Consider the following 19,306-nt stretch of genomic DNA (forward strand, 5'->3'; position numbering starts at 1 on the left):
ATTATGCGGTTTACTTACAATAATTGTAAAAAGTGTAATGTTGCCATCACCATCCTTTTGCCAGGCAAACGGCATGTTGTATTTTTGCCTTTAAAACAAGGAAAAACAAACTTTTTAAGGCAACTTCCTTCGTTCCACGCAGCTAGAAAATTCTGCCATATTAGAAAGTAATAAGCATGTTGCTTAACCCATAACACCAAAGTCCGCAAAGGTCTACTAGCAAAAAAACGTTTTTATATTTTGTTCCATTGAGAAGATTTACCTATTTTTGCAACACCTAAACGTTTATTGTATCACACTTAATAAAAAAATAACTTCGTATGAAATCATATATAGCAGGCATAATCATCATGTCACTTACCTTGATATCTTGTCAAATCTCGGGCTTGACGTCAGGTTTTTCTCATCTATCAAAGAGAGCGCAAGAACGGGTTGTACATTATAAAGGTGCAATAGATGACATTCGCGATTTCTCAAACATATATGCGATTGGCGTAGAACAAACAAAAGACTACCTTACAAAGCACGAAAAGGTTATCATATATGATTTCACTCCATTTTGCAAATCGGGTCGTTGCGTGTCGCCTTTGGCACTTTCAGAAATCTGCAAAAGGCAAAACATCGACTTGTTGGTTATCTCAAACATCTATGACGACGTCTTTAGTGCGGTGAATAAGAATTTCCCCATACTGATGATAGACACAGATGCCCTTCAAACCAAGTGGCGGGGAAAGTACATTGAGGCTTTTTACTACCCGCTAATCGGTCGGTCGCAAAAAGAAATAAACTATGCAAGCTACCTTTATTTCCATAATGGCACCTACGTAAGGAGCTTTAAAGATTATAGGGAAATAGAGAAAGCCGGCTTATGATTTAAGCTTATGGGCTTGTTGGTTTGTAAGTTTGCAAGTTTTTTTCACAACCAGTGCAAGCTGAACGCCACTAACCCATAAGCGCAAGCATAAACCAAAGGCCGACAAACCATAAAGCAAAAGGCCAAATGTCCGTAAGGCGAGGTAGGCCAATGGCTTTGCACATCCCTTATCGACCTACCATTTAGCTAACGCCCACCTATCGCACAAGTTGACAGGTGGGCGTTTGGATTGTCTTCCATACGCTTGTTAGGAATAAAAAACATGGTGTTTGGCCAGCCCTCGCCAGCCCATGTAAAACCGTAAGTTTATGCCTTCTTAGAGCCCCTGTTAGCTCAATGGCAGAACAAAACGACTATTCATATCCCACTGCTTAGCTGCACACAATCCGTATTTTTTCATTATCTTTGCCTCATGGACAAGTTTACGCCCCGACAACGCCATCGTATCATGGCCTCGATTAAGTCGAAAGACACGAAGCCAGAGCTGCTCGTACGCAAGTATTTGTGGGCGCAGGGGTTCAGGTACCGACTAAACTACGGCCGCTTGCCAGGCCATCCCGACCTGGTTTTGCGCAAATACCGCACCTGCATCTTTGTTAACGGCTGCTTTTGGCATGGGCATGAGGGCTGCAAACGATGGACCTTGCCCAAAACCAACACCCCATTTTGGGAGAATAAGGTGAAACGTAACCAACAGCGCGATGCCGAAACGCAACGCCAACTGGCACGCATGGGCTGGCATTGCCTAGTGGTTTGGGAGTGCCAACTGCGCCCTTCGCTCCGCCAAAACACATTGCAAGCCCTTGCCCACACACTTAACCACATCTTGCTAACCGACTACCAGCAACGCTATGCACTACCCCACCCCGATGAAGACGAGCCAATGATGGCGGCCGAAGAACGAAGAGGTTATTTATAATGAACCCCCGTTGGCGTAATTAATTTAGGGCATTCTGAATTCCGCCAATGGGTTAAGTCACTAAAAATAAACGACATATGCAACTTTTTATCTGCATTTGTTGATTTGATTTGATTCCACCAACGGGTTTATATCGTATAATTATAGTCGGCAAGGAAATGGTTCTGGAATGAACCAATCGGAAATTGGGAGCTATAAGCTACTTCAACTCCCGATTACGAACATTCACCTCTCTGGTAAAGTAGCCTAAACGTTTATGCTCCGCTTTACTCATAGTTGTTTTTGTTTATCAGGTTAACCACAACTTTTACCATAACATCCTTTTCTTCTGTTCGGCTTTCGGCAATCATCAGCGTGAGCGCAACAAGGGTGCTGTCTGCTATGCGCTTGCTGCCGTCAGGATGATAGAGGATATGGTTGCCGTTGAGAAACCAAAGAAACAACGTGGCGGCAATGCGCTTGTTGCCATCGCTGAACGAATGGTTCTTAGTAACAAGGTAGAGTAGCATGGCTGCTTTCTCCTCCACACTGGGGTAGAGTTCTTCTCCGCCAAAGGTTTGGTATATCTGCCCGATAGAACTTTTAAAGGAATTGTCTTTCTCATGGCCAAAGAGAACAGAGCCGCCAAACTTCTCGCGCAACCCTTTGATAGCCTCCATTGCATTATCGTAGGTGGCATGGAACGGCTCTTCTTTTGTGGTCTTATTGATAGTAAGCCGCTCATAGTCGTAGTTGTCGAGGGTGTCCAGAGCGTAAGTATAATCTGTCACCACCTTAAACAGTGCATCGGTCTCGTCGTTAGACAACAATGGCTGGTTCTGAATGGTGCGCCCAAGCATACCAACCAGTTGGCGCAACTCGCCAATCTGTTCCTTGTGCATACGCTCGTTCACGGCGTAGCCCTTCATGAGATATTGCTTTAATACCTTGTTGGCCCAGATGCGGAAAGCAGTACCGCGTTTGCTTTTTACACGGTAGCCAACGGAAATGATGACGTCAAGGTTGTAGTATTTAACCTTACGCGAGACTTTTCTTTCTCCTTCATTTTGAACAGTCAAGTATTCCTTGACAGTTGACTCTTGCTCCAGTTCGCCCTCCCTAAAAACATTACCGACATGCAGACTTACATTCTGTTTGGTGGTTTGAAAAAGCTCCACCATCTGGGCTTGTGTAAGCCACACCGTCTCGTTTTCCAGGCGTACGTCCACCTGCGTTTGCCCATCCTCAGACTGGTATATCACAATTTGATTATTCGAGTGCATAGTTTAATGAATTAAATGGTTCTTTTAACTGCAATTTCTTCTCTTCCTCCTGTTGCAACAGCTTGCTTAGAAAGGTGAGACTCAACACTACATGCTTATATTCAGGAAAGCTCGACAGGCCCACGTAACTTGTTCGCCGATTGCCAAAGCGTTTCTTCGATTATCTTGGTCGTTATCTGTTTCTTCGCCATTGTATCTTTGTTTATTCTTATCATTCTTCATTTTAGGAACTTGGTATTAGCATCATAATCTTCTTCCAACAACTCTTTGAAATCAAAGAGAAGTAGCCAAGCCATTTCCACTAACTGTGCCATAGGTGGTTATGTCTTGTTGGTTATACAGTTGTCGCTCTAATTCCGTTTCCGAAAGTTCTCCTTAGCCATCTATAACGTTTATAACGTTAGTTGTTGATGGTATGCAAATATAATCATAATTTGGTAAATAACATCAGGTTTTGTTGCTATATTTTTTTAATTCAGACAACCTATTTATCGCATCCCACTTCGCCTTATCCGCAAGCACGGGTATATTTTCCTAAATTTCCTCCTCGTTGTAATAACAACGCATGTCGATAACGATCTTCCTTAGCATCTTGCATTGCCATTCGGTGAGGTTGAGGTTGACTGAATGGGGAGGGCTACACACCGCCAGTCGCCTTATTTACTTTTCACAACAGCGAGTTAGTAGGCTAAGCGGCCTTATTTTGCTGTTATGTAAAATATTTAGTGTAAAATTTAACACTATGAGTGCCGTTTTTGCGCACCACCTGCCCGCCTTGCCCCAAAAAATCGATTCTCGCGAAGGTTTGTTTTGATGCAAAAAGGGGAGTGTTGTACATACAGACAAAATGAATATTTATTTTATGACACCGCCATTTACACCCTATTTTGGGTCATTTGCAGCGAAACACACTGCGTTTTGGTGCTAAATGCACTGCGTTTTGGTGCTAAATGCACTGTGTTTTGGTGCAAAATGGAGTGTGTTTTGATGCTAAATGCAGTGCGTTTTGGTGCAAAACGCAAGGTGAAATGGTGCTAAATGCAGTGCAATTTGCCGCTAAACGCAAGGCGTTGCGCATAAATATCCGCTGAAATGGTATAAATAATACCCCTTAGAACTGTTAAAAATAGGACTAAAAGGGGCGAGATGGGTATTGAAAAGTGGGGTTTTAGGGTCTAAAAGGGGGTAATTGGGGTTGAAAAAATACGAGCTGGCATCCAAAATAGAAAGGTAAAATGGTGCAAAATGCAGCTTGCTTTCTTAAAATTGGAGCAAAACAGAAATGCGTAAGGCTTGAAATTGTAGCTAATTGCCTGCTTTTGAAACTTTATTTTCGCTAGAAAGGGGTGGCGGACAGAGTGTGTTTTGTAAAGTATTAATAATTGATTTAACTAAAAATCGGCCACCAGATAAAGGTGAAAAAAATGGTCTCTGATGGCCGATTTGGGATAAACTATGAACTTAAAAAACTATGAACTCAGAAACTCACAAGCTCATGAACTCAGAAACTTATAAACTTATAAACTCATGAACTCACAAACTCATGAACTCACAAACTCATGAACTCACAAACTTATAAACTCACAAACTCATGAACTCACAAGCTCATGAACTCACTCAAAACTTCATAAGCTTATGATAGTCGTTTCGCAGCTTTTGTGCCTTACGCCCGAAGGGACCAGTGGGACACATGTTGGAGTAATAGTCGAACGATACGGCACGCGTTATGCGCGGTATGGCCAATTCGATGTTTAGTTGTTGCGATACACGCGAAATGCTTGCAGGACTGTTATCTTTGTTAAACGTTTCGAGGTCTGTCCAAAACTCGCCCTTAAAGGCAGAGCCATCGCCAAACAAGCCCGTTTCGGCGTGCTTGTAGTAGGTTTCTAAGCGGTCGAGCGACACGTGTCCGACGCCAACGCCATCTTGCAGCATAATTACTTGAAGGTTGCACTTGGCCAATTGCGACATAAAGGTTTGCAATTGTTCGGGCGTGCTTAGTGTGCTGTTCCAAAAAGCGGCTATGGCCACGGGCTTATTGTTAAGCTGGTGCAAGTGATTTGAGATGCGGTCTACAAAGTGTGTTCTGAAGAGGTTCATCTTCTCTTCGGTGTTGTAGGCGTAGGGTTCGGGCTCGTGGGGAATATACCAACCCTTGAATGCTGGCTGTGAGCCGAAGAGCGCATTTATCTCTGTTGCCATGCGGTTGCAGCGGTTGGCATGCTCGTCGAGCCATGTTTCGGAGGTTTGGTTTTTCCAATAAGTCTCGTCGAAGTAAAGGCCAACATACACTTCCATGCCCTTTTCGGCAGCTGCGGCAAGCAATCTGCCCAAGGCATACTTGCTTTTTTGTGTAACGAAAGTTTCGCTTGTGTCGAACCACACTTGTTGGTCGTGTGCAGAGAATTGGGCGATAACAGTACGCATACCAATCTTCTTCATGCCTTCTAGCAGACTGCTCCATTGGTATGGTGCCCAATTGTCTTTTTCGTAGAAGGTAATGAACGAACCCGTAAGGGCTTTCTTGGCATCGGGATTGGGATATTGTGTTTCGTCTAGCGGTGCCATTCCGCTGTCTTTGGCGCATGCGGCGAATAGGAAAGACAGCAATAGAACTAAAATTGATTTATGCATATTATTTTAATTAAGGAGTTATTTTTAAGGAGTTAGGGAGTTAGGGAGTTAAGGAGTTAAGCCAATAGCATTGGTGATGTTAGGCTAATAGGACAGGTCTGACTTGTCCGACTTGTCCGACTTGTCCGAAAGCTAGACTGAACTAGAAATCTAGGAACCGATGGACAGCGTTAAAGGGCGTTAGCCATTTTTTCACCTTTTCACTTTTTCACCCTTTCACCTTTAAAAGGCGTTAGCCATTCTTTCACCCTTTCACCTTTTCACTTTTAAGAGGTTTCATCTTACGACGCAAGCGGCGAGAGCATATCACGCCCCTCTCCCCTTGGAGAGGGGAAAGGGGGTGAGGCTTTTATTGCATCTCATCCAACACCAAAACGGGCTGCTTGCCATCGAGGTCTTGTTGTGCGAAGGTGGCAGTAAGTTCGCGTTCTTCGCCAGGGAAAAGCGTGATGAAGTTGTCGCTCCATATTGTGGGTAGCACCTCTGCACCGCCTTCGCCTTTGGCAATGTATAGGCGATGCATAAAGGCTAGCTGTGTGGAAGGGTTCTTCACCTTAATGGTCATGATCATGTCGCCGTCGCGTTGTGTTGTTTGCGTATCGAACTTCAAGGGCACCTTGGGCAAGCGCGTTAGCTCGCGGAAATCGTTTTTGCCGTCGGCCGTTTGCCAATAGAAGTTGTCCGACATGATGCGACCTTGCTTGTCTACCAGTTGTAGACGAACGAAATGCACGTTGCTTACGCCCTGCGGAATGGGCACGGCAAACAGTTCGGTAAAGCAGTCGGCATCAAACGCATGCTGTGGCACCGTTTGTTGCCAAGCCACGTTGAGGTTGTTGTCGTACACTTTCACGTTCACCGTAATGTCGGTTTGTGGTTTGTGCATCGTGTTGATAACGCTCACCATGCGGTTATGCTCGTTCATCTGTATGTGTAAGGGCTCTAATGCCTTCTTTGCATAGTAGTACCCTGCGTTGGGATTGAGGAACCAATCGTATATTTGCCATAACACCTGCGGCCACGTAGCATTAAGTTTCCAGAGCATTACGCCCGTGGTTATGTCCCACATGCGGTGGTTGGCTGCCTCGAACATGGCCCGATAGCTGCCCGCGTTGATGTATTGCGCCCAACGGATGTAGTCTTCGGCCGACGAGGGCTGACCAAACTGCTGACGGATGGCGTTGTCGTAGGGTTTGAAGGCATAACTTGACGGCGGACAGCAGATGGAGTCCCAAGCATCGTGGTAGGCCCAGACCTTGTCGAGCGGATAGTGTGCATTGCGCGGACCCTTACCCAAATCGAACACATACTTCTTCATACTCTCGAGCGTAGATACGGCAGGAACACCCATTTCGTTGCGAAACATCTGGTCTTTTACCTCCAACACCTTATTATAATAATAGGGATGAGGGTACCAAGTGTAGTCGGGTTCGTTCTCATCGGTCATGCCTGTGGGCAGGTCGGGCTTGATGTAGGGCGTAAGTTTGGCTACATCCCAACCATGACTAGACGTTGCAATGAAGGGGCGAGTGGGGTCGTGCTGCTTAATGTAGGCACGTAGAGGTACGTATAGTTCTTCGCGCACCATCGTTTCAATCTGCATACACCACAGCGCCAACGAGGGATGGTTGCGGTAGCGTTTCACCACATCGTACATGTTGCGCAGTGCAAGGCGCGTATCGGTGGGATTGTTGAAGGAAGGTTCGCCGGGATAACTAGTCCAGCATTGGAAAAACACCTCCCACATCAGCAGTCCGTACTTGTCGTAAGTTTCCATAACAGCCTCTGGGGGCGAGGGCATGTCTTCGTTGGCAATCATGTTTACGCCGGCATTAGCCAGCAGTCGGGCCTCGTCGTACATGCGCTTGGGGTTCATGTCGAGCAGCATGTCGGGCTGAATAAAGCCGCCGCGACAGAAAATGCGTTGGCCGTTTACCCAGAAAATGCGGCCATGTTCGCCATCGCGTTCTTTCAAGGTAGAGGTTATTTGGCGTATGCCGAAAGTGGTAGACTGCGTGTCGGACACCTTACCGCCCACTTCAAACGAGAGGTCTAGGCGATAAAGATGTTGCAAGCCATAGCCATTGGGCCACCACAAGTGGGGATTTTGCACGTTGAGTTGGGCAAACTCTTCGGGCGAGAAGTTAACGGTGAGGGTTTTTCCGGCGGGTATGGTGACGCGCTTTTCAAAGGCGATGGTGGGCATTTGGCCCGGCATCTGCTTTTTATAGGTGTGGAAGTCTATCTCTTTTAGTAGGTTGATACGCCCGCGCAACACACCCGTTTGGGGCTTGTTGCTTGCGTTTCGCAATTCTGCTTGCACAGATATGCTGGCCTTTGTGGTGTCGGGCAGGTTTAGGTTGGTAACGATGTAGGGGTTTTCAATCTTCACATCATCGGTGTAAGTTAGGTACACGTCTTGATAAAGCCCCATGTTGCGGTCGCGTACCACGGGCGAACAGTCCCAACCGGCCATGAATTTGAGGGTTACATCTCTGAAAATCTCTTCTCCTTGACCTCTACCTTGCCCGAAAGGGGTGAAGAGATAGCCCGGACGAGGCGTGCCTACGTTGTCTACTTGGTATATCTTTACGGCCACCACGTTGGGCTTGTCTGCCGAAACAAGGGCTGTTATGTCGTATTTAAAGCGCAAGAACATGCCGGCCATCTGCGTTTTGTTGGCCACTTGCTTGCCGTTCACCCAGAGGTCGGCGCGATAATTGATACCATCGAAGTTGAGCCACACGCGCCTTCCGCGTTCGCTGGCGGGTATGGAGAACTGCGTGCGGAACCAATAGGGGTGCTTAAAGGGGTTAGGCACGCCCTTAATGTGCGAGTACTTGCTAAGTCCCAATCGGCGGTTTAGATCGTCGGAGGCATCGGGTATGCGTAGGTCGTTGAGGTCGAAGTGCGGGTCGGGGTACACATTCTCTTTCACCAAAGCCCCCAATACGCTTGTGGGTACGGTGGCATTGTGCCAGCGTTGGGGCTTATAGGTGCGTAACGACAACACGTTGCCCGCTTGTGGCACGCGTGTTGTGGACTGCATTTGCCATTGCGTTAGCAGCTGCCGACCGTCTTTTAGGCTGTTGTTAGCGGCGTGCGCCATAGTGAAACAGCACAGGCTTACGAGCAAAAACTTTATTCTCATTATGGAAATGGGTTGGGTTAAGAGTTAGACGAGGGCGCGCATAAGGCATGCCGCACCCACAAAACCTGCGCTGTCGGCCAACGATGCCATAACGATGGGGGTGCGTTGGGCGGGCAACGGACAGATGTGCGCCTGCAAACTGTGCATCATGGCAGGCATAAAGAAGGGATGGGCGGTGGCAATGGAGCCACCAAGCAAAACCACATCGGGGTCGATGAGGTTTATGCACCAGGCTAAGGGCACGGCTAGATGTTGGCCAAAGGTTTCCCATGCGTCGAGCGCATGGCGTTCGCCTTGCTGTGCACGCAGGTAAACTTCTAGCGAAGAGGCGTCGGTATGGGCTATTTGTTTGTAGATGTTGGCCACGCCCTGCCCCGAAATGACGTCTTCGATGATGCCTTTACCGTGGGGCGAACACCATATTTCGCCTGCTGTGCCAGTGGCACCATTCCATATTTTGCCGTCTACCACCAGCGCACAGCCAATGCCCGTGCCAAGCGTGAAACCCAGAACAGTGCGTTTGTTGCGCGCCGCACCGAACACGGCCTCGCCCAATACCAGGCAATTGGCATCGTTATTGAGTGCCACAGGTAGGGCAACAGCTTGTTGCAGTGCCTCGCGCAAGGCGAAATGTTGCATGGTGGGTAGCTGCGGACAATCTAAAACCAAGCCCAGGTCGAGGTCGAGTGGCCCCGTAGAACCCACGCCTACGCCAACAACGTCTTGTTTTTGAAGTCCGTTGGCATTCATCACTTGTCTAATAGACTGTGCGATGTTCTCCACAATCTGTTCTTTCGGCAGATGACTTTGCGTGGCAATCTTAACCGGCGTGCCGATAACGCGGCCGTCGGCAGCGTCTATGGCACCTGTCATTATCTTTGTTCCGCCTAGGTCTACACCTATAATGATGTTGTTCATTGTTGTTTTAAGTTTATGAGAATTGAGCAAAGAAAGCCTCACCCCCGCCCCTCTCCAAGGGGAGAGGGGAGTGATTTGCATTGATACTACACTGCATACTACATTCATTCATGTTGCCACAGCACCGATTCTTGTGCTTATCAGCACAAAGGCAGCATTGTATTTTACTTCCCCTCTCCCCTTGGAAATGGGTGGAGATGAGGCCTAACTTAGATGTTTTCCTTTCCCCCACACAGCCACAGCCATGACGTATGCAAAGGCAACGACATTTACTGCCATGCCCCAAACCATGCCATGGGCGTTGCCAACAGCCCCAACAAGCCAGCCAATAAAAGCTCCGCCCACAATAGCTGTGCCTAAAATGCCTGAGAGCATGCCGTGATCGTGGTTGAAACTGTTGATGACGGCACTGAATAAGGCCGTGAACGACACACAAGTGAAGTAACCCACAAGGGCAAACGACACCAAGGCCACGCCTTCGCTGCCCATCATGGCCACCACCAAGGCCACCACGGTGAGGGTGCTATGCACGATGAAGACCGCACGTTCGCTTACCTTACGCATCAAGGCCGATGCCACCAGCCTGCCCACGGCTTGCAAAAGCCAGAACAAAGCCACGATGAGGGCGGTTTTTGATGGGAAGAGTTGGTGCATAAATGTTGATTCGGGCCAAAACGATTGGTCGTTGCTGAGGTGGTGAACGTTGTTCATAAAGGTGATGATGTACGACGAAACGCCCACTTCGCCGCCTACATAGAGAAAGATGCCCAAGGCATAAACCAACACCAAAGGGTTGCGACAGAGATGGAAAAACCTACCCAGGTTTAGCCGTTCGTCGGCATTGGTGGTGGTCTTTGGGAAGTGCGCGAATGCTACTACAACGAATATCACGGCATTAACCACTGCCAGGAGCAGGTAAATGGTGGTCCAACTGAGGTTGTTGGCCTGCAAAACGGGTACGATGAGCGGACTAAGTGCGTAACCCAAAGCACCGATACCAATGATGAGGGTTAGGTTAGAAGTGTAGCGCGATGGTTGGTCGAGCTCCCGAACAAAGGGATTGCCCGCTATCTGCACAGCCGTTACACCCGTGCCGATGAGAAATACAGACACGATAACCGCCCAAGCCGCGGCACTGAGGTAGCAAAGGGCAGAGCCTGTGCCCATCAATGCCGTGCCCAAAAGCAACACAGACTTTGCCCCGAAACGGTCGGTAAGCAGTCCAAAAGGTATCGACGTTAGTCCATAGGCCAAGAAGAAGGCCAAGGGCAACAGGGCGGCCACACCTAGCGACACGCCATATTGCACCTGAAAACGGTCGATGGCCACGCCTATAACCGACGTTAGAAGGCCAAACACCACGTATATCAAGGCCGTGATGCCCAAAAGCATGGTTTGTCTTTTCCCACTGTTGCCCATCGTTCGCCCTCCTTTCATTATTCGGTTACGGTTACTTTTGCACCGCGCGAAAAGCTGCCTGCCTCGAAACCATGACGTTTGGCATACTCGTCGATGAAGAGCTGTAAGGGCAGGATGCTTAAGATGGAGAACAGGTATTCGTCTTGTTCGTCTACGTAAACGGGCAGTATGTTGTCTGTTACATGCTGTACGGCATCGTGCGAATTGGTGATAAGCCATACGCGTCCGCCAAAACCTGCAATGTCTTCGGCCATCTTCAGACTTTGTTCGAGCGTGCGACCCTCGGATGCAAACAACACCGACTTAAAGCCAGGAGCAACCATTTCCATTGGTCCGTGCCTGAATTCGCCGCCCAAGATGCCTGTTGCAGCGATGTGGGTGGCCTCTTTAAACATCAAGGCACTTTGGCTAGCGGTGGAGAACGATGGGCCACGGGCGATGATTTGCAACGTGGTGAGGTCGCCAAGGAAGTCGAGTCCCTTGTCCAGCCATTGGTCGTGGCTTGCCAACATGTCTTCAAATTTGGCTTGTAAGCCTGCCAATTGGCGTTGCGTGTGGGCGTTCCAGCGGTCGCTAAGATACAATCCCAAGATGCAAGCGGCCAGGGAAGTGAGCACATAGGTCTTTGTTGAGGTCATCTCTTCGCGGCCGCCCTTGCACAATAGGGCCACATCCGCCTTTCTTGCAAGTGCGCTATCCTCTTCATTGACAATGCCTACGCAGTACACCGACTGCGGCAGACGCTCTAAAACCTCTTTAATCTCGTAGCTTTCGCCCGACTGCGAGGCGCAAACCAACAGCGTGGGGCGGTTGAGCAGCGAGAGATTGTAGTGCAACAGCTCGCTCGTGTTGATGTAATGGGCGTGAATGCCCTGTTGGTTGAACAGGCTTGCGGCTGCAAACGAGATGAAGAACGAACTGCCCATGCCCGTAAACACCACGTCGTGGATGTTACGTTGTGCGATGGCCTCCCTCGTTTTGCGCAAGAGTTCCATGCCTTCGGGGGCTGAATAGAAGTGGATGATGTTGCCTATGGCAGCAGGTTGTTCCAGTATTTCGGTAAGAAACTTATTGGTTGACATATTCATTAACTGTTGTGCAAGCATGTACGCGCAAGGCGAAGATGCCTGCAATGAAACATTACAAATGGCGTTTCGCCTTATTTTGTCTTCATCATGCGCATAACCCACTGGCCTTTTGATAGGTCGGTGCAGTGCGAATAAGTTACGTAGAGCTGCCCGCCGAGCACGTATTGGAAGGCGCAGGCATCGTTTTTATAAAGTACGGGGTTGTTGGTTACGCGCTGGTAGCCGCGGTCTACCTCCTTAGACGAGAACGCATTGGTAACCCATTTGGTGTGGGTGTCGTCGCTAAACTCTTCTACGAGCAGGTAATATGTGCCGCCATGATAGGCAACGGAGGGTGCGGCAAGGGTTTTGTTGGATGTAACCACCTCGTAACTCTTCTGCTGTGGCAGGTCGGCCACGCGCTTACTTTTCTTTACCAGCACGTTCCAACGTGGGTTGTTTTTCGATCTTTCGGTACCGTTATAATAGAAAAGATAAAAAAAGCCGTCGTTCTTATTAAAGTAGATAAAGGGGTTTTGGTTTTGTTCTCCATCGGCGTATGGCACAACAACGCGCTTGTTGTCGAAGTCGATGCCGTTTTCGCTCTCGGCCATCACGATGCGACTGTCTTTATTTGGACCCTTATATTCGGCGTAAAACATGTAGAACTTGCCATCGCTCATCACCACAGTGGGCCATCGGCAGTTGGCTGCGATGATGGGATTGGCCTCGTACTTCACCCAGTCGGTGAGGTTATTGCTGCGCACCAGTCCTGCTTTACGAAAATGTACGTCGTTTTCGTAATGGTCGAGGCCATAGTAGCCCCAGTATTTATAGCCGTCTTTGTTGGCCTCGACTACCGAGAAAGTGTGCACGGTGCCGGCATCCCAGCCGCATTTGTCGCCTTGAATAACCAGTTGGTCGTCTACTACTTGGGGATAAACCTTGCTTTGAGCGTTCGCTCCAACTGTGGCCACGGCAAGCGACGCCACGGCCAGAAACATTTTCATTGTTCTCATTTCTTATCGTTGTTTTTTGTGTTAAATGCAATTCTTTTGTTCCTTGCATCTTGCACACAACCACCCCTGAGAACAGTTGGAGGGCCTCACACCATGAATATGTCGATTTCGTTTTCGCTCAGTTGTTGAAACTCTTCTTCGCTTAGATGCTTGGTTGTGATAAGCTTATCTATGGCGTTGAGGGGCGAAATAACGCCCAAACTGCGCCTGCCGAACTTGGATGCATCCACTAAGAGGAACACTTCGCCGGCCGATTCCATCATCACCCTACTTGTTTTGGCCTCGTTGATGTCGGGCGTAGTTAGTCCGATGTTCATGTCTACGCCGTCTACACCCATGAAAAGCTTGTCGGCCGACACCTTTCTGAGCGTGTCGTCGGCCAATGGACCCACCATAGTGGCGGCCATTTTGAGCAGATTTCCGCCCACAACGATAACCTCTACGCTGGTATCGCTTAGGTCGCTGGCAATGTTTAAGGCGTTAGTGATAACCACCAGTCGCTTAAAGTTGCGCAGTTCTTTGGCCAAAAGGCTGGTTGTAGAGCCCGAATCGAGGATGATGGTATCGCCTTCGGCCACAAAAGTGGCGGCCTTGCGCACAATTCTAATTTTCTCTTCGAGGTTAATCTTCTCCTTTTCGTTAAGCGCTTGGCCTGGATAAAGCCGGTTTACCTTCACCGCTCCACCGTGGGTGCGTTTCAACAAGCCACGCTTTTCTAGCAACAAGAGGTCTTTTCGCAGAGTTACAGGTGTGGTATTCAGTTCGTCTACCAAGTCTTTCGTAACAATTCTTCCCTCTCGTTCCAGCCTTTCGGCAATCGTTCGCAGTCGTTCTTCCTGAAAAACGATGTTGTCTGCCTGTGTGTTATGCTGCTCCATAATTCGATGATGTGATGTTGTTCTACCTCGCAAAGATACACAATTTGCTTTGTTTTTGTTTCGCATTTGTTGTTTTTTATATCGTTTTCGACAGCTCGACGAGCATGTGCGAGCCCACGTCAACGGTTTTCAGCAACGTTTGCGAGGTGTGGTTGTTGTGCAAGATGTCAAAGAGCGCATGTCGTTTGCCAGTCCGCCTGTACGCATTTGGCACAACGGCTTTCAACGACTGCAACGTTATTTGTTGTGTTTTGGAGATTATTTCTTTCGTTTAAAGCTCCATCCCCAGCCTTCTCCCGAACCGGGTGCAGAGGTCGGCGCCTTTTGCATTTGCCAAAGAACAAGCTCGTCTTCGGTGAGTTTCATTATCTGATACACGCCCGTAGCCGTTGCGGCAGGCTGCGTACAGCCCACGGCATGGTCTAGGATGTAGGGGCTTTTCACCGTTAGCGTGCGCTTTTCGGCATCTAGTACGAACGTACCTTTAACGCCAGCGTCGCCTGCCACATGGTGATAGGTGTAGTTAACGCCGCCGTTGAGGTCGAAAACCATTTCTCCCTTGATGTCGGGCGTTATCCTTTCGCACTGTCCCCAGCTCGACGAGGGCATCCAGTTATTGGGATAATTCACCAAGTCGCCTGTGGTTTGGTAGCAGTAATCGGGCTTACCCGTCTGCGTATCGGTGTTATACACCCATGTTGCGCCCGTTCCTCCACCCGTTAGTTCTTTCCAAAGCGGTTTCTCCGCCATAGTGGGGTCGGCCGAAGTAACAGTGTATGTCGTGTCGGCACTAACCTCTTGCGCCCCTTCTCCATAGATGGTTACGCTCACGTTGTAGTTTCCGGGCAGCGGGTAGTAAGCCGTTGCGGTGTCTCTGCCAGGTGCAATAACCTGTCCGTTACCCATATCCCAGCTATAAATAAAGCCATTGTCGGCCCAAGCCCTGAAAATGGGATTGTAGGGATCGGCATTGTTTATCGTTATATGTGGGTTCGAAGGGGCTGGCCCCATCTTCCCCGTTTTGCTTTCTTGTGGTTCGCAGGCGGCGAAACATATCACTGCCACCGCAAGAGCGAACATACTATGTTTGGCATTCATTGTCGTATGTTTTGTTTGGTTGTGTTAATAACTTCAGTTGACGAGATAAGTGGCCGCAGGGCAACAAGGCATTTGGCTTAACTCCTTAACTTCTAAAGATGAAAAATGGCTAACGCCCTTTAAGAGTTGTTTAGCGGTTTCCAGTTCATTCTAGTTTTCGGACAAGTCGGACAAGTCGGACTGGTCCTATTAGCCTAACGTCACCCATGCTATTGGCTTAACTCCTTAACTCCTCATTAATACGGATTTTGTGTAAGGTTCGGGTTCAATCCTATCTCCGATTGCGGTATGGGCAGATAGCGTTTGTTGTCGGTATAACCCTCAATCAAGTTGCCGCGCCCTGTGCGAACAAGGTCCCAATAGCGATGGCTTTCCATAGCCAGCTCCACGCGTCGTTCGTGATAAACAGCTTTCAAGGGGTCGCTCTTGTAAGGACTTTCGCCCAACCCCACACGTTTCCTCACGGCATTAAGTGGCGTTTGCCAGTCGCTGCCATTGTGTGCGGCAGCCTCGGCCTGCCAAAGCAGCACGTCGGCGTAACGTATCACGCGCACGTTGAGACTTGCCGCATCTTCCATAGACGGACGTTGACTTTTGGGTAACGTACCTTTGCGGCGACAATAACCCACGGCAGGCGCATCGGGATTGTGCACGGGGTCGTAGTTGGTGTAAATGGTTTCTTCGTCTTTGGTTCCCTGCCACAACACGGCGCCATGCTTAATGATAGTCCATTCGCGACGTGGGTCGCCCGGTTCAAACTCGTCGTAAAGGTTCTGCGTGGGCTGGTCGAAACCCCATCCGCCGTTGCGGTCGTCGCGCGAGCGTTGGTATATCTCAATCATACTACCCTCGTTTTCGTCGCCCCATTGCGTCATGTTGAAGTCTTTAAGCTGAACATCAAACACCGACTCCACGCCGTTGTCGGTGGCAATGGTAAAGAGGTCGCCGTAATTGGGTTGCAAGCTATAATCGCCAGAGGCCACAATCTCCTTGGCCAAGGCCTCGGCCTCCTTCCATTTCTCCTGCCAAATGTAGCATTTGGTAAGGAAGGCGGCAGCCGAACCCCACGTGGCGCGCCCCAAATCCTCTGCGGGTTGGTTCTTCTTATGGGGCAATTCTTGCATGGCGGCCTTGAAATCGGCCTCCACAAAGGCCCAACATTCCTCCATCGATGCCCTTCCGCCCTTGTATTCGGAGGGTTTCAACAGATGGTCTACCAACGGAACAGCCCCGAAAACCTTCATCAAACAGAAGTGGTAATACCCTCTCATAAAGCGTGCCTCGGCTATGAAACGGCGTTGGGCGGCCTCGCTGATGTTGGCATTGCCCTTAACGCCTGCGATAACTCGGTTGGCGCGGTTTATTCCTTCGTATTGTTGTTGCCACGCCGTTGAGAGTTGTTCCTGTTCGGGCGAGGCGCGAAAGTGTTCTATGTCGTACATCTCGGGCTGGTCGCTGTCTCCGCCGCCGCCTTTCGTTGCATCGTCCGAGGCTACGTCGCCGATGGCCCAATCAAGATATTGTATGTAACTCATCCAGCCGGCCGGGTCGTATGCGCCCACGAGCGTGCTTTTTGCCGCATTCTCATTGGCAAAGAACGTATTCTGGTCGATGCTGGGCACAGGTGTGTCGAGAAAACCTTCGGGGTCGCAAGCTGCAAAGCCCATTGCCATCGGCATGATGATATATATAAGGTGTCGCTTCATTTTCGTTGCGGTTTAGGTTGTTGTGTAATGTAATGGATGTAAAAGGGAGGCTGAACCGCGGTTTAGAACGATAGTTCTAACCCCACCGAGTAAAGTCGGGGTGTGGGATAATAACCGCGGTCCACGCCAATATCGAGAGGGTCTTCCCCGCCTCGCATGCCTATTTCGGGGTCCAGACCCGTATATTTGGTAAACGTATATAGGTTTTGGGCATTGAGATACACGCGTGCCTTGGTAAGTTTGGCCTTGCTAACCCATGCGGCAGGCAGCTCGTAGCCCACTTGCAGCATCTTTATGCGCAGGTACGAGCCGTCTTCCAGGTAGCGGTCGCTTTGCAATATCGAGTTGTTGCTGTCTGTTCCGCCCATGCGTGGGTAGCGCGCATCGGTTTGTGTGCCTTCGCCGTGCCAACGGTTAACCATGTCGCGCGAGAAGTTGTAGCTCAGGTTGCCTGTGGAAAGGCTGTAAGTAGACGGCCCATTGTACAGCTTGTTGCCGTAAACGCCTTGTAGAAGTAGGCTTAGGTCGAACCCTTTATACGATAAGCTGCCGTTGAGCGAGTAAGAGAACTTGGGCAGCGGACTTCCCAAATAGGTGTAGTTCTCTGGTGCCATCAAGTCGTCTTTGTTCACCGTTTTGTAACGAACGTCGCCCGGAGCCACGTTCTTTTGCGCCTTTTGTGCATTCACCTCGTCCCAGTTTTGGAACAGTCCGTCGGTTTTCAGTCCATAGAACTGCGCCATCGGTCTGCCCACGACGGTGCGTGTAAGGTACACCGAGTTCATGAAACGCGCCCCTTCGATGTAGGCATCGGCGCCCAGGTCCAGCACGCGGTTAGAGATGGTGGTGAAGTTTGCCCCCACCGAGTAGCCCAAGGGATGGTCGAAATTGCGATACTGCAACGACAGCTCCAATCCGCGGTTGCGCATTTTGCCTGCGTTTTGGAATGGCGGTTCGGCAATTCCCACCTGTCCAGGTACGGGAACGCGCAGCAACATGTCGCTCGTAGTCTTGTCGAACACCTCGATTGTGCCCGAGAGCTTACCTCCTAGCACGGCGAAGTCGAGCCCGAGGTTGGCGGTTGTGGATGTTTCCCACTTCAATTCGCTGTTGCCTGTGCTGTTAAAGCTAAACCCCGGCATCAGCTTTCCGCCAAACACATAGTTAGAACCTGCCGAGGCAAACGTGGCATACGAGTAGGAATCAACACTGCCTTCGTTGCCTATCTGTCCCCAACCGGCACGCAACTTTAAGTTGCTAAACACCTTTTGGTCTTTCATAAAGGGTTCTTCGGTTACGCGCCACCCGGCCGAAACCGATGGGAACACGCCCCAACGGTGCCCGCGTAAGAACTTAGACGAGCCGTCGAGCCTCATGTTCAGCGTTAAGAGGTAGCGTTCCAAATAATTGTAGTTGATGCGCGCCATGCCCGACAGCAGCTTGTGCTGTGTGGTAATGCCCTTGGCGGCAGCCGCTGCATCTTTGTTGCGCGCGTTGTTGATGAACATCACCGAGGGGTCGTTGCTGGGCACGTTCTTTACCGATGCTTGCAGACTTTTATACGTTACGGCATAACTCTCGCAACCCAACATGGCTTGCAGGGCATGGTTGCCCAGGTGCGTGTCGTACGTAAGCGTATTGGTAAACTGGCGCATGTAAGTGCTGTATGTAGAGTTGGTTATGCTGTTTTCCTTGGAATTTTGCTGTGCCGCGAATACGTAGTACACGGGCGTATAGTTGGCATATTCGTTGTTGGCATACTCGGTAGAATAGGTCGACCGCCATTTCAGTCCCTTCAAAGGCGACACTTCTGCGTAGACATTGGCCAGCACGCGATAGACGATGTTTTCGGGATTGTTGTACTCGATGGTTGCAACGGGGTTGTGAATGTCGCTGAAAGTAGACTTGGTAAAGCTGCCGTCTTCGTTGCGCACGGGTGTTATCGGGTCGCGGGTGTAGGTGGTCATCATCGGACTCGTCCACTCGTCGTTCTCCAAAGTGCCGTTTTGGCGTGTGCGCACCAGCGTAATGTTTTCGCCGATGGTCAGCCAGTCGTTGGCCTTAAACTCGCCATTGGCACGCAGCGTAACACGGTCGAAGGCCGTTTTCTTCATCAATCCGTCTTGCGAAAAGCCGTTCAGGCTGAGGTAATAGTTGGCCTTGTCCGTTCCGCCCTGTACGGATAGGTCGGCGTTCTTCACGGGTGCGTTCTTATGTAGTATGGCATCGAAATAATCAACGGTGGGCAACGAGCGCACGTCTCCAAAAAGCGGCACCTGCCCTAAGGCCGCTTGCATTTCGTTTCGCAGCATTCCCCACGTCGGACCGTCGCAAACGTTGTTCTTACGCCATACGTTTTGT

14 protein-coding genes are annotated in these 19,306 nt (G+C 49.6%); 2 read left to right on the forward strand and 12 right to left on the reverse strand.

From position 1 onward, the window contains the following. Window positions 1-320: 320 nt before the first annotated feature. A complete protein-coding gene (locus HMPREF0670_RS10310; RefSeq protein ID WP_009231098.1) occupies window positions 321-872 on the forward strand; it encodes a hypothetical protein in 552 nt (183 codons plus the stop codon). Between the two features lie 414 nt (window positions 873-1,286). After that, on the forward strand, window positions 1,287-1,793 hold the full coding sequence (locus tag HMPREF0670_RS10315) for a very short patch repair endonuclease (RefSeq protein ID WP_009231099.1): 507 nt from the start codon (window positions 1,287-1,289) through the stop codon (window positions 1,791-1,793). A gap of 266 nt (window positions 1,794-2,059) precedes the next feature. On the opposite strand, the gene rhuM is transcribed toward HMPREF0670_RS10315, so the two are convergent. The 12 genes from rhuM to HMPREF0670_RS10370 all read right to left on the reverse strand — a co-directional run. Further along, a complete protein-coding gene (gene rhuM, locus HMPREF0670_RS10320) occupies window positions 2,060-3,055 on the reverse strand; it encodes a virulence protein RhuM/Fic/DOC family protein (RefSeq protein WP_009231100.1) in 996 nt (331 codons plus the stop codon). A gap of 1,617 nt (window positions 3,056-4,672) precedes the next feature. Beyond that, complete coding sequence (locus HMPREF0670_RS10325; RefSeq protein ID WP_009231103.1) at window positions 4,673-5,689, reverse strand: DUF4434 domain-containing protein; 1,017 nt, start codon at window positions 5,687-5,689, stop codon at window positions 4,673-4,675. Between the two features lie 349 nt (window positions 5,690-6,038). Beyond that, window positions 6,039-8,798 carry a glycoside hydrolase family 2 protein gene (locus HMPREF0670_RS10330; protein WP_009231104.1) on the reverse strand — a complete coding sequence of 920 codons (2,760 nt, stop codon included), beginning with the start codon at window positions 8,796-8,798 and terminating at the stop codon, window positions 6,039-6,041. Between the two features lie 66 nt (window positions 8,799-8,864). Further along, a complete protein-coding gene (locus HMPREF0670_RS10335) occupies window positions 8,865-9,758 on the reverse strand; it encodes an ROK family protein (RefSeq protein ID WP_009231105.1) in 894 nt (297 codons plus the stop codon). A gap of 204 nt (window positions 9,759-9,962) precedes the next feature. After that, window positions 9,963-11,195: an MFS transporter gene (locus HMPREF0670_RS10340; RefSeq protein WP_044078134.1), complete on the reverse strand. Its 1,233-nt coding sequence runs from the start codon at window positions 11,193-11,195 to the stop codon at window positions 9,963-9,965. Further along, window positions 11,195-12,265: an SIS domain-containing protein gene (locus tag HMPREF0670_RS10345; RefSeq protein WP_044078135.1), complete on the reverse strand. Its 1,071-nt coding sequence runs from the start codon at window positions 12,263-12,265 to the stop codon at window positions 11,195-11,197. Before HMPREF0670_RS10345 ends, HMPREF0670_RS10340 begins: the two co-directional genes overlap by 1 nt. Before the next feature lie 71 nt (window positions 12,266-12,336). After that, entirely contained in the window at window positions 12,337-13,263 is a 927-nt protein-coding gene (locus HMPREF0670_RS10350) for a family 43 glycosylhydrolase (protein ID WP_009231108.1), read from the reverse strand. 86 nt (window positions 13,264-13,349) lie between these two features. Then, the gene (locus HMPREF0670_RS10355; RefSeq protein ID WP_009231109.1) at window positions 13,350-14,141 is read right to left on the reverse strand and encodes a DeoR/GlpR family DNA-binding transcription regulator; all 792 of its coding nucleotides are present in this window, start codon (window positions 14,139-14,141) and stop codon (window positions 13,350-13,352) included. 76 nt (window positions 14,142-14,217) lie between these two features. Then, window positions 14,218-14,376 carry a hypothetical protein gene (locus tag HMPREF0670_RS17125; protein WP_157579618.1) on the reverse strand — a complete coding sequence of 53 codons (159 nt, stop codon included), beginning with the start codon at window positions 14,374-14,376 and terminating at the stop codon, window positions 14,218-14,220. Between the two features lie 23 nt (window positions 14,377-14,399). Next, on the reverse strand, window positions 14,400-15,239 hold the full coding sequence (locus tag HMPREF0670_RS10360) for a PKD domain-containing protein (protein ID WP_009231110.1): 840 nt from the start codon (window positions 15,237-15,239) through the stop codon (window positions 14,400-14,402). Window positions 15,240-15,475: 236 nt separating this feature from the next. Continuing rightward, window positions 15,476-16,945, reverse strand: a complete 1,470-nt coding sequence (locus HMPREF0670_RS10365; RefSeq protein WP_009231111.1) for a RagB/SusD family nutrient uptake outer membrane protein — start codon at window positions 16,943-16,945, stop codon at window positions 15,476-15,478. A gap of 62 nt (window positions 16,946-17,007) precedes the next feature. After that, on the reverse strand, window positions 17,008-19,306 hold a 2,299-nt coding region (locus HMPREF0670_RS10370), incomplete at its 5' end, for a SusC/RagA family TonB-linked outer membrane protein (protein WP_009231112.1).

Origin of the sequence: Prevotella sp. oral taxon 317 str. F0108 (genome assembly GCF_000162415.1) — a bacterium.
Taxonomy (GTDB): Bacteria; Bacteroidota; Bacteroidia; order Bacteroidales; family Bacteroidaceae; genus Prevotella; species Prevotella conceptionensis.

Excerpts from the sequence above, each read along its gene's own strand:
- HMPREF0670_RS10330 (WP_009231104.1), bottom strand. The coding sequence starts at position 8,798 with ATGGCGCACGCCGCTAACAACAGCCTAAAAGACGGTCGGCAGCTGCTA.
- HMPREF0670_RS10340 (WP_044078134.1), bottom strand. The coding sequence starts at position 11,195 with ATGAAAGGAGGGCGAACGATGGGCAACAGTGGGAAAAGACAAACCATG.
- HMPREF0670_RS10365 (WP_009231111.1), bottom strand. The coding sequence starts at position 16,945 with ATGAAGCGACACCTTATATATATCATCATGCCGATGGCAATGGGCTTT.
- HMPREF0670_RS10350 (WP_009231108.1), bottom strand. The coding sequence starts at position 13,263 with ATGAGAACAATGAAAATGTTTCTGGCCGTGGCGTCGCTTGCCGTGGCC.
- HMPREF0670_RS10335 (WP_009231105.1), bottom strand. The coding sequence starts at position 9,758 with ATGAACAACATCATTATAGGTGTAGACCTAGGCGGAACAAAGATAATG.
- HMPREF0670_RS10345 (WP_044078135.1), bottom strand. The coding sequence starts at position 12,265 with ATGAATATGTCAACCAATAAGTTTCTTACCGAAATACTGGAACAACCT.
- HMPREF0670_RS10315 (WP_009231099.1), top strand. The coding sequence starts at position 1,287 with ATGGACAAGTTTACGCCCCGACAACGCCATCGTATCATGGCCTCGATT.
- HMPREF0670_RS10310 (WP_009231098.1), top strand. The coding sequence starts at position 321 with ATGAAATCATATATAGCAGGCATAATCATCATGTCACTTACCTTGATA.
- HMPREF0670_RS10355 (WP_009231109.1), bottom strand. The coding sequence starts at position 14,141 with ATGGAGCAGCATAACACACAGGCAGACAACATCGTTTTTCAGGAAGAA.
- HMPREF0670_RS10360 (WP_009231110.1), bottom strand. The coding sequence starts at position 15,239 with ATGAATGCCAAACATAGTATGTTCGCTCTTGCGGTGGCAGTGATATGT.
- HMPREF0670_RS10325 (WP_009231103.1), bottom strand. The coding sequence starts at position 5,689 with ATGCATAAATCAATTTTAGTTCTATTGCTGTCTTTCCTATTCGCCGCA.
- rhuM (WP_009231100.1), bottom strand. The coding sequence starts at position 3,055 with ATGCACTCGAATAATCAAATTGTGATATACCAGTCTGAGGATGGGCAA.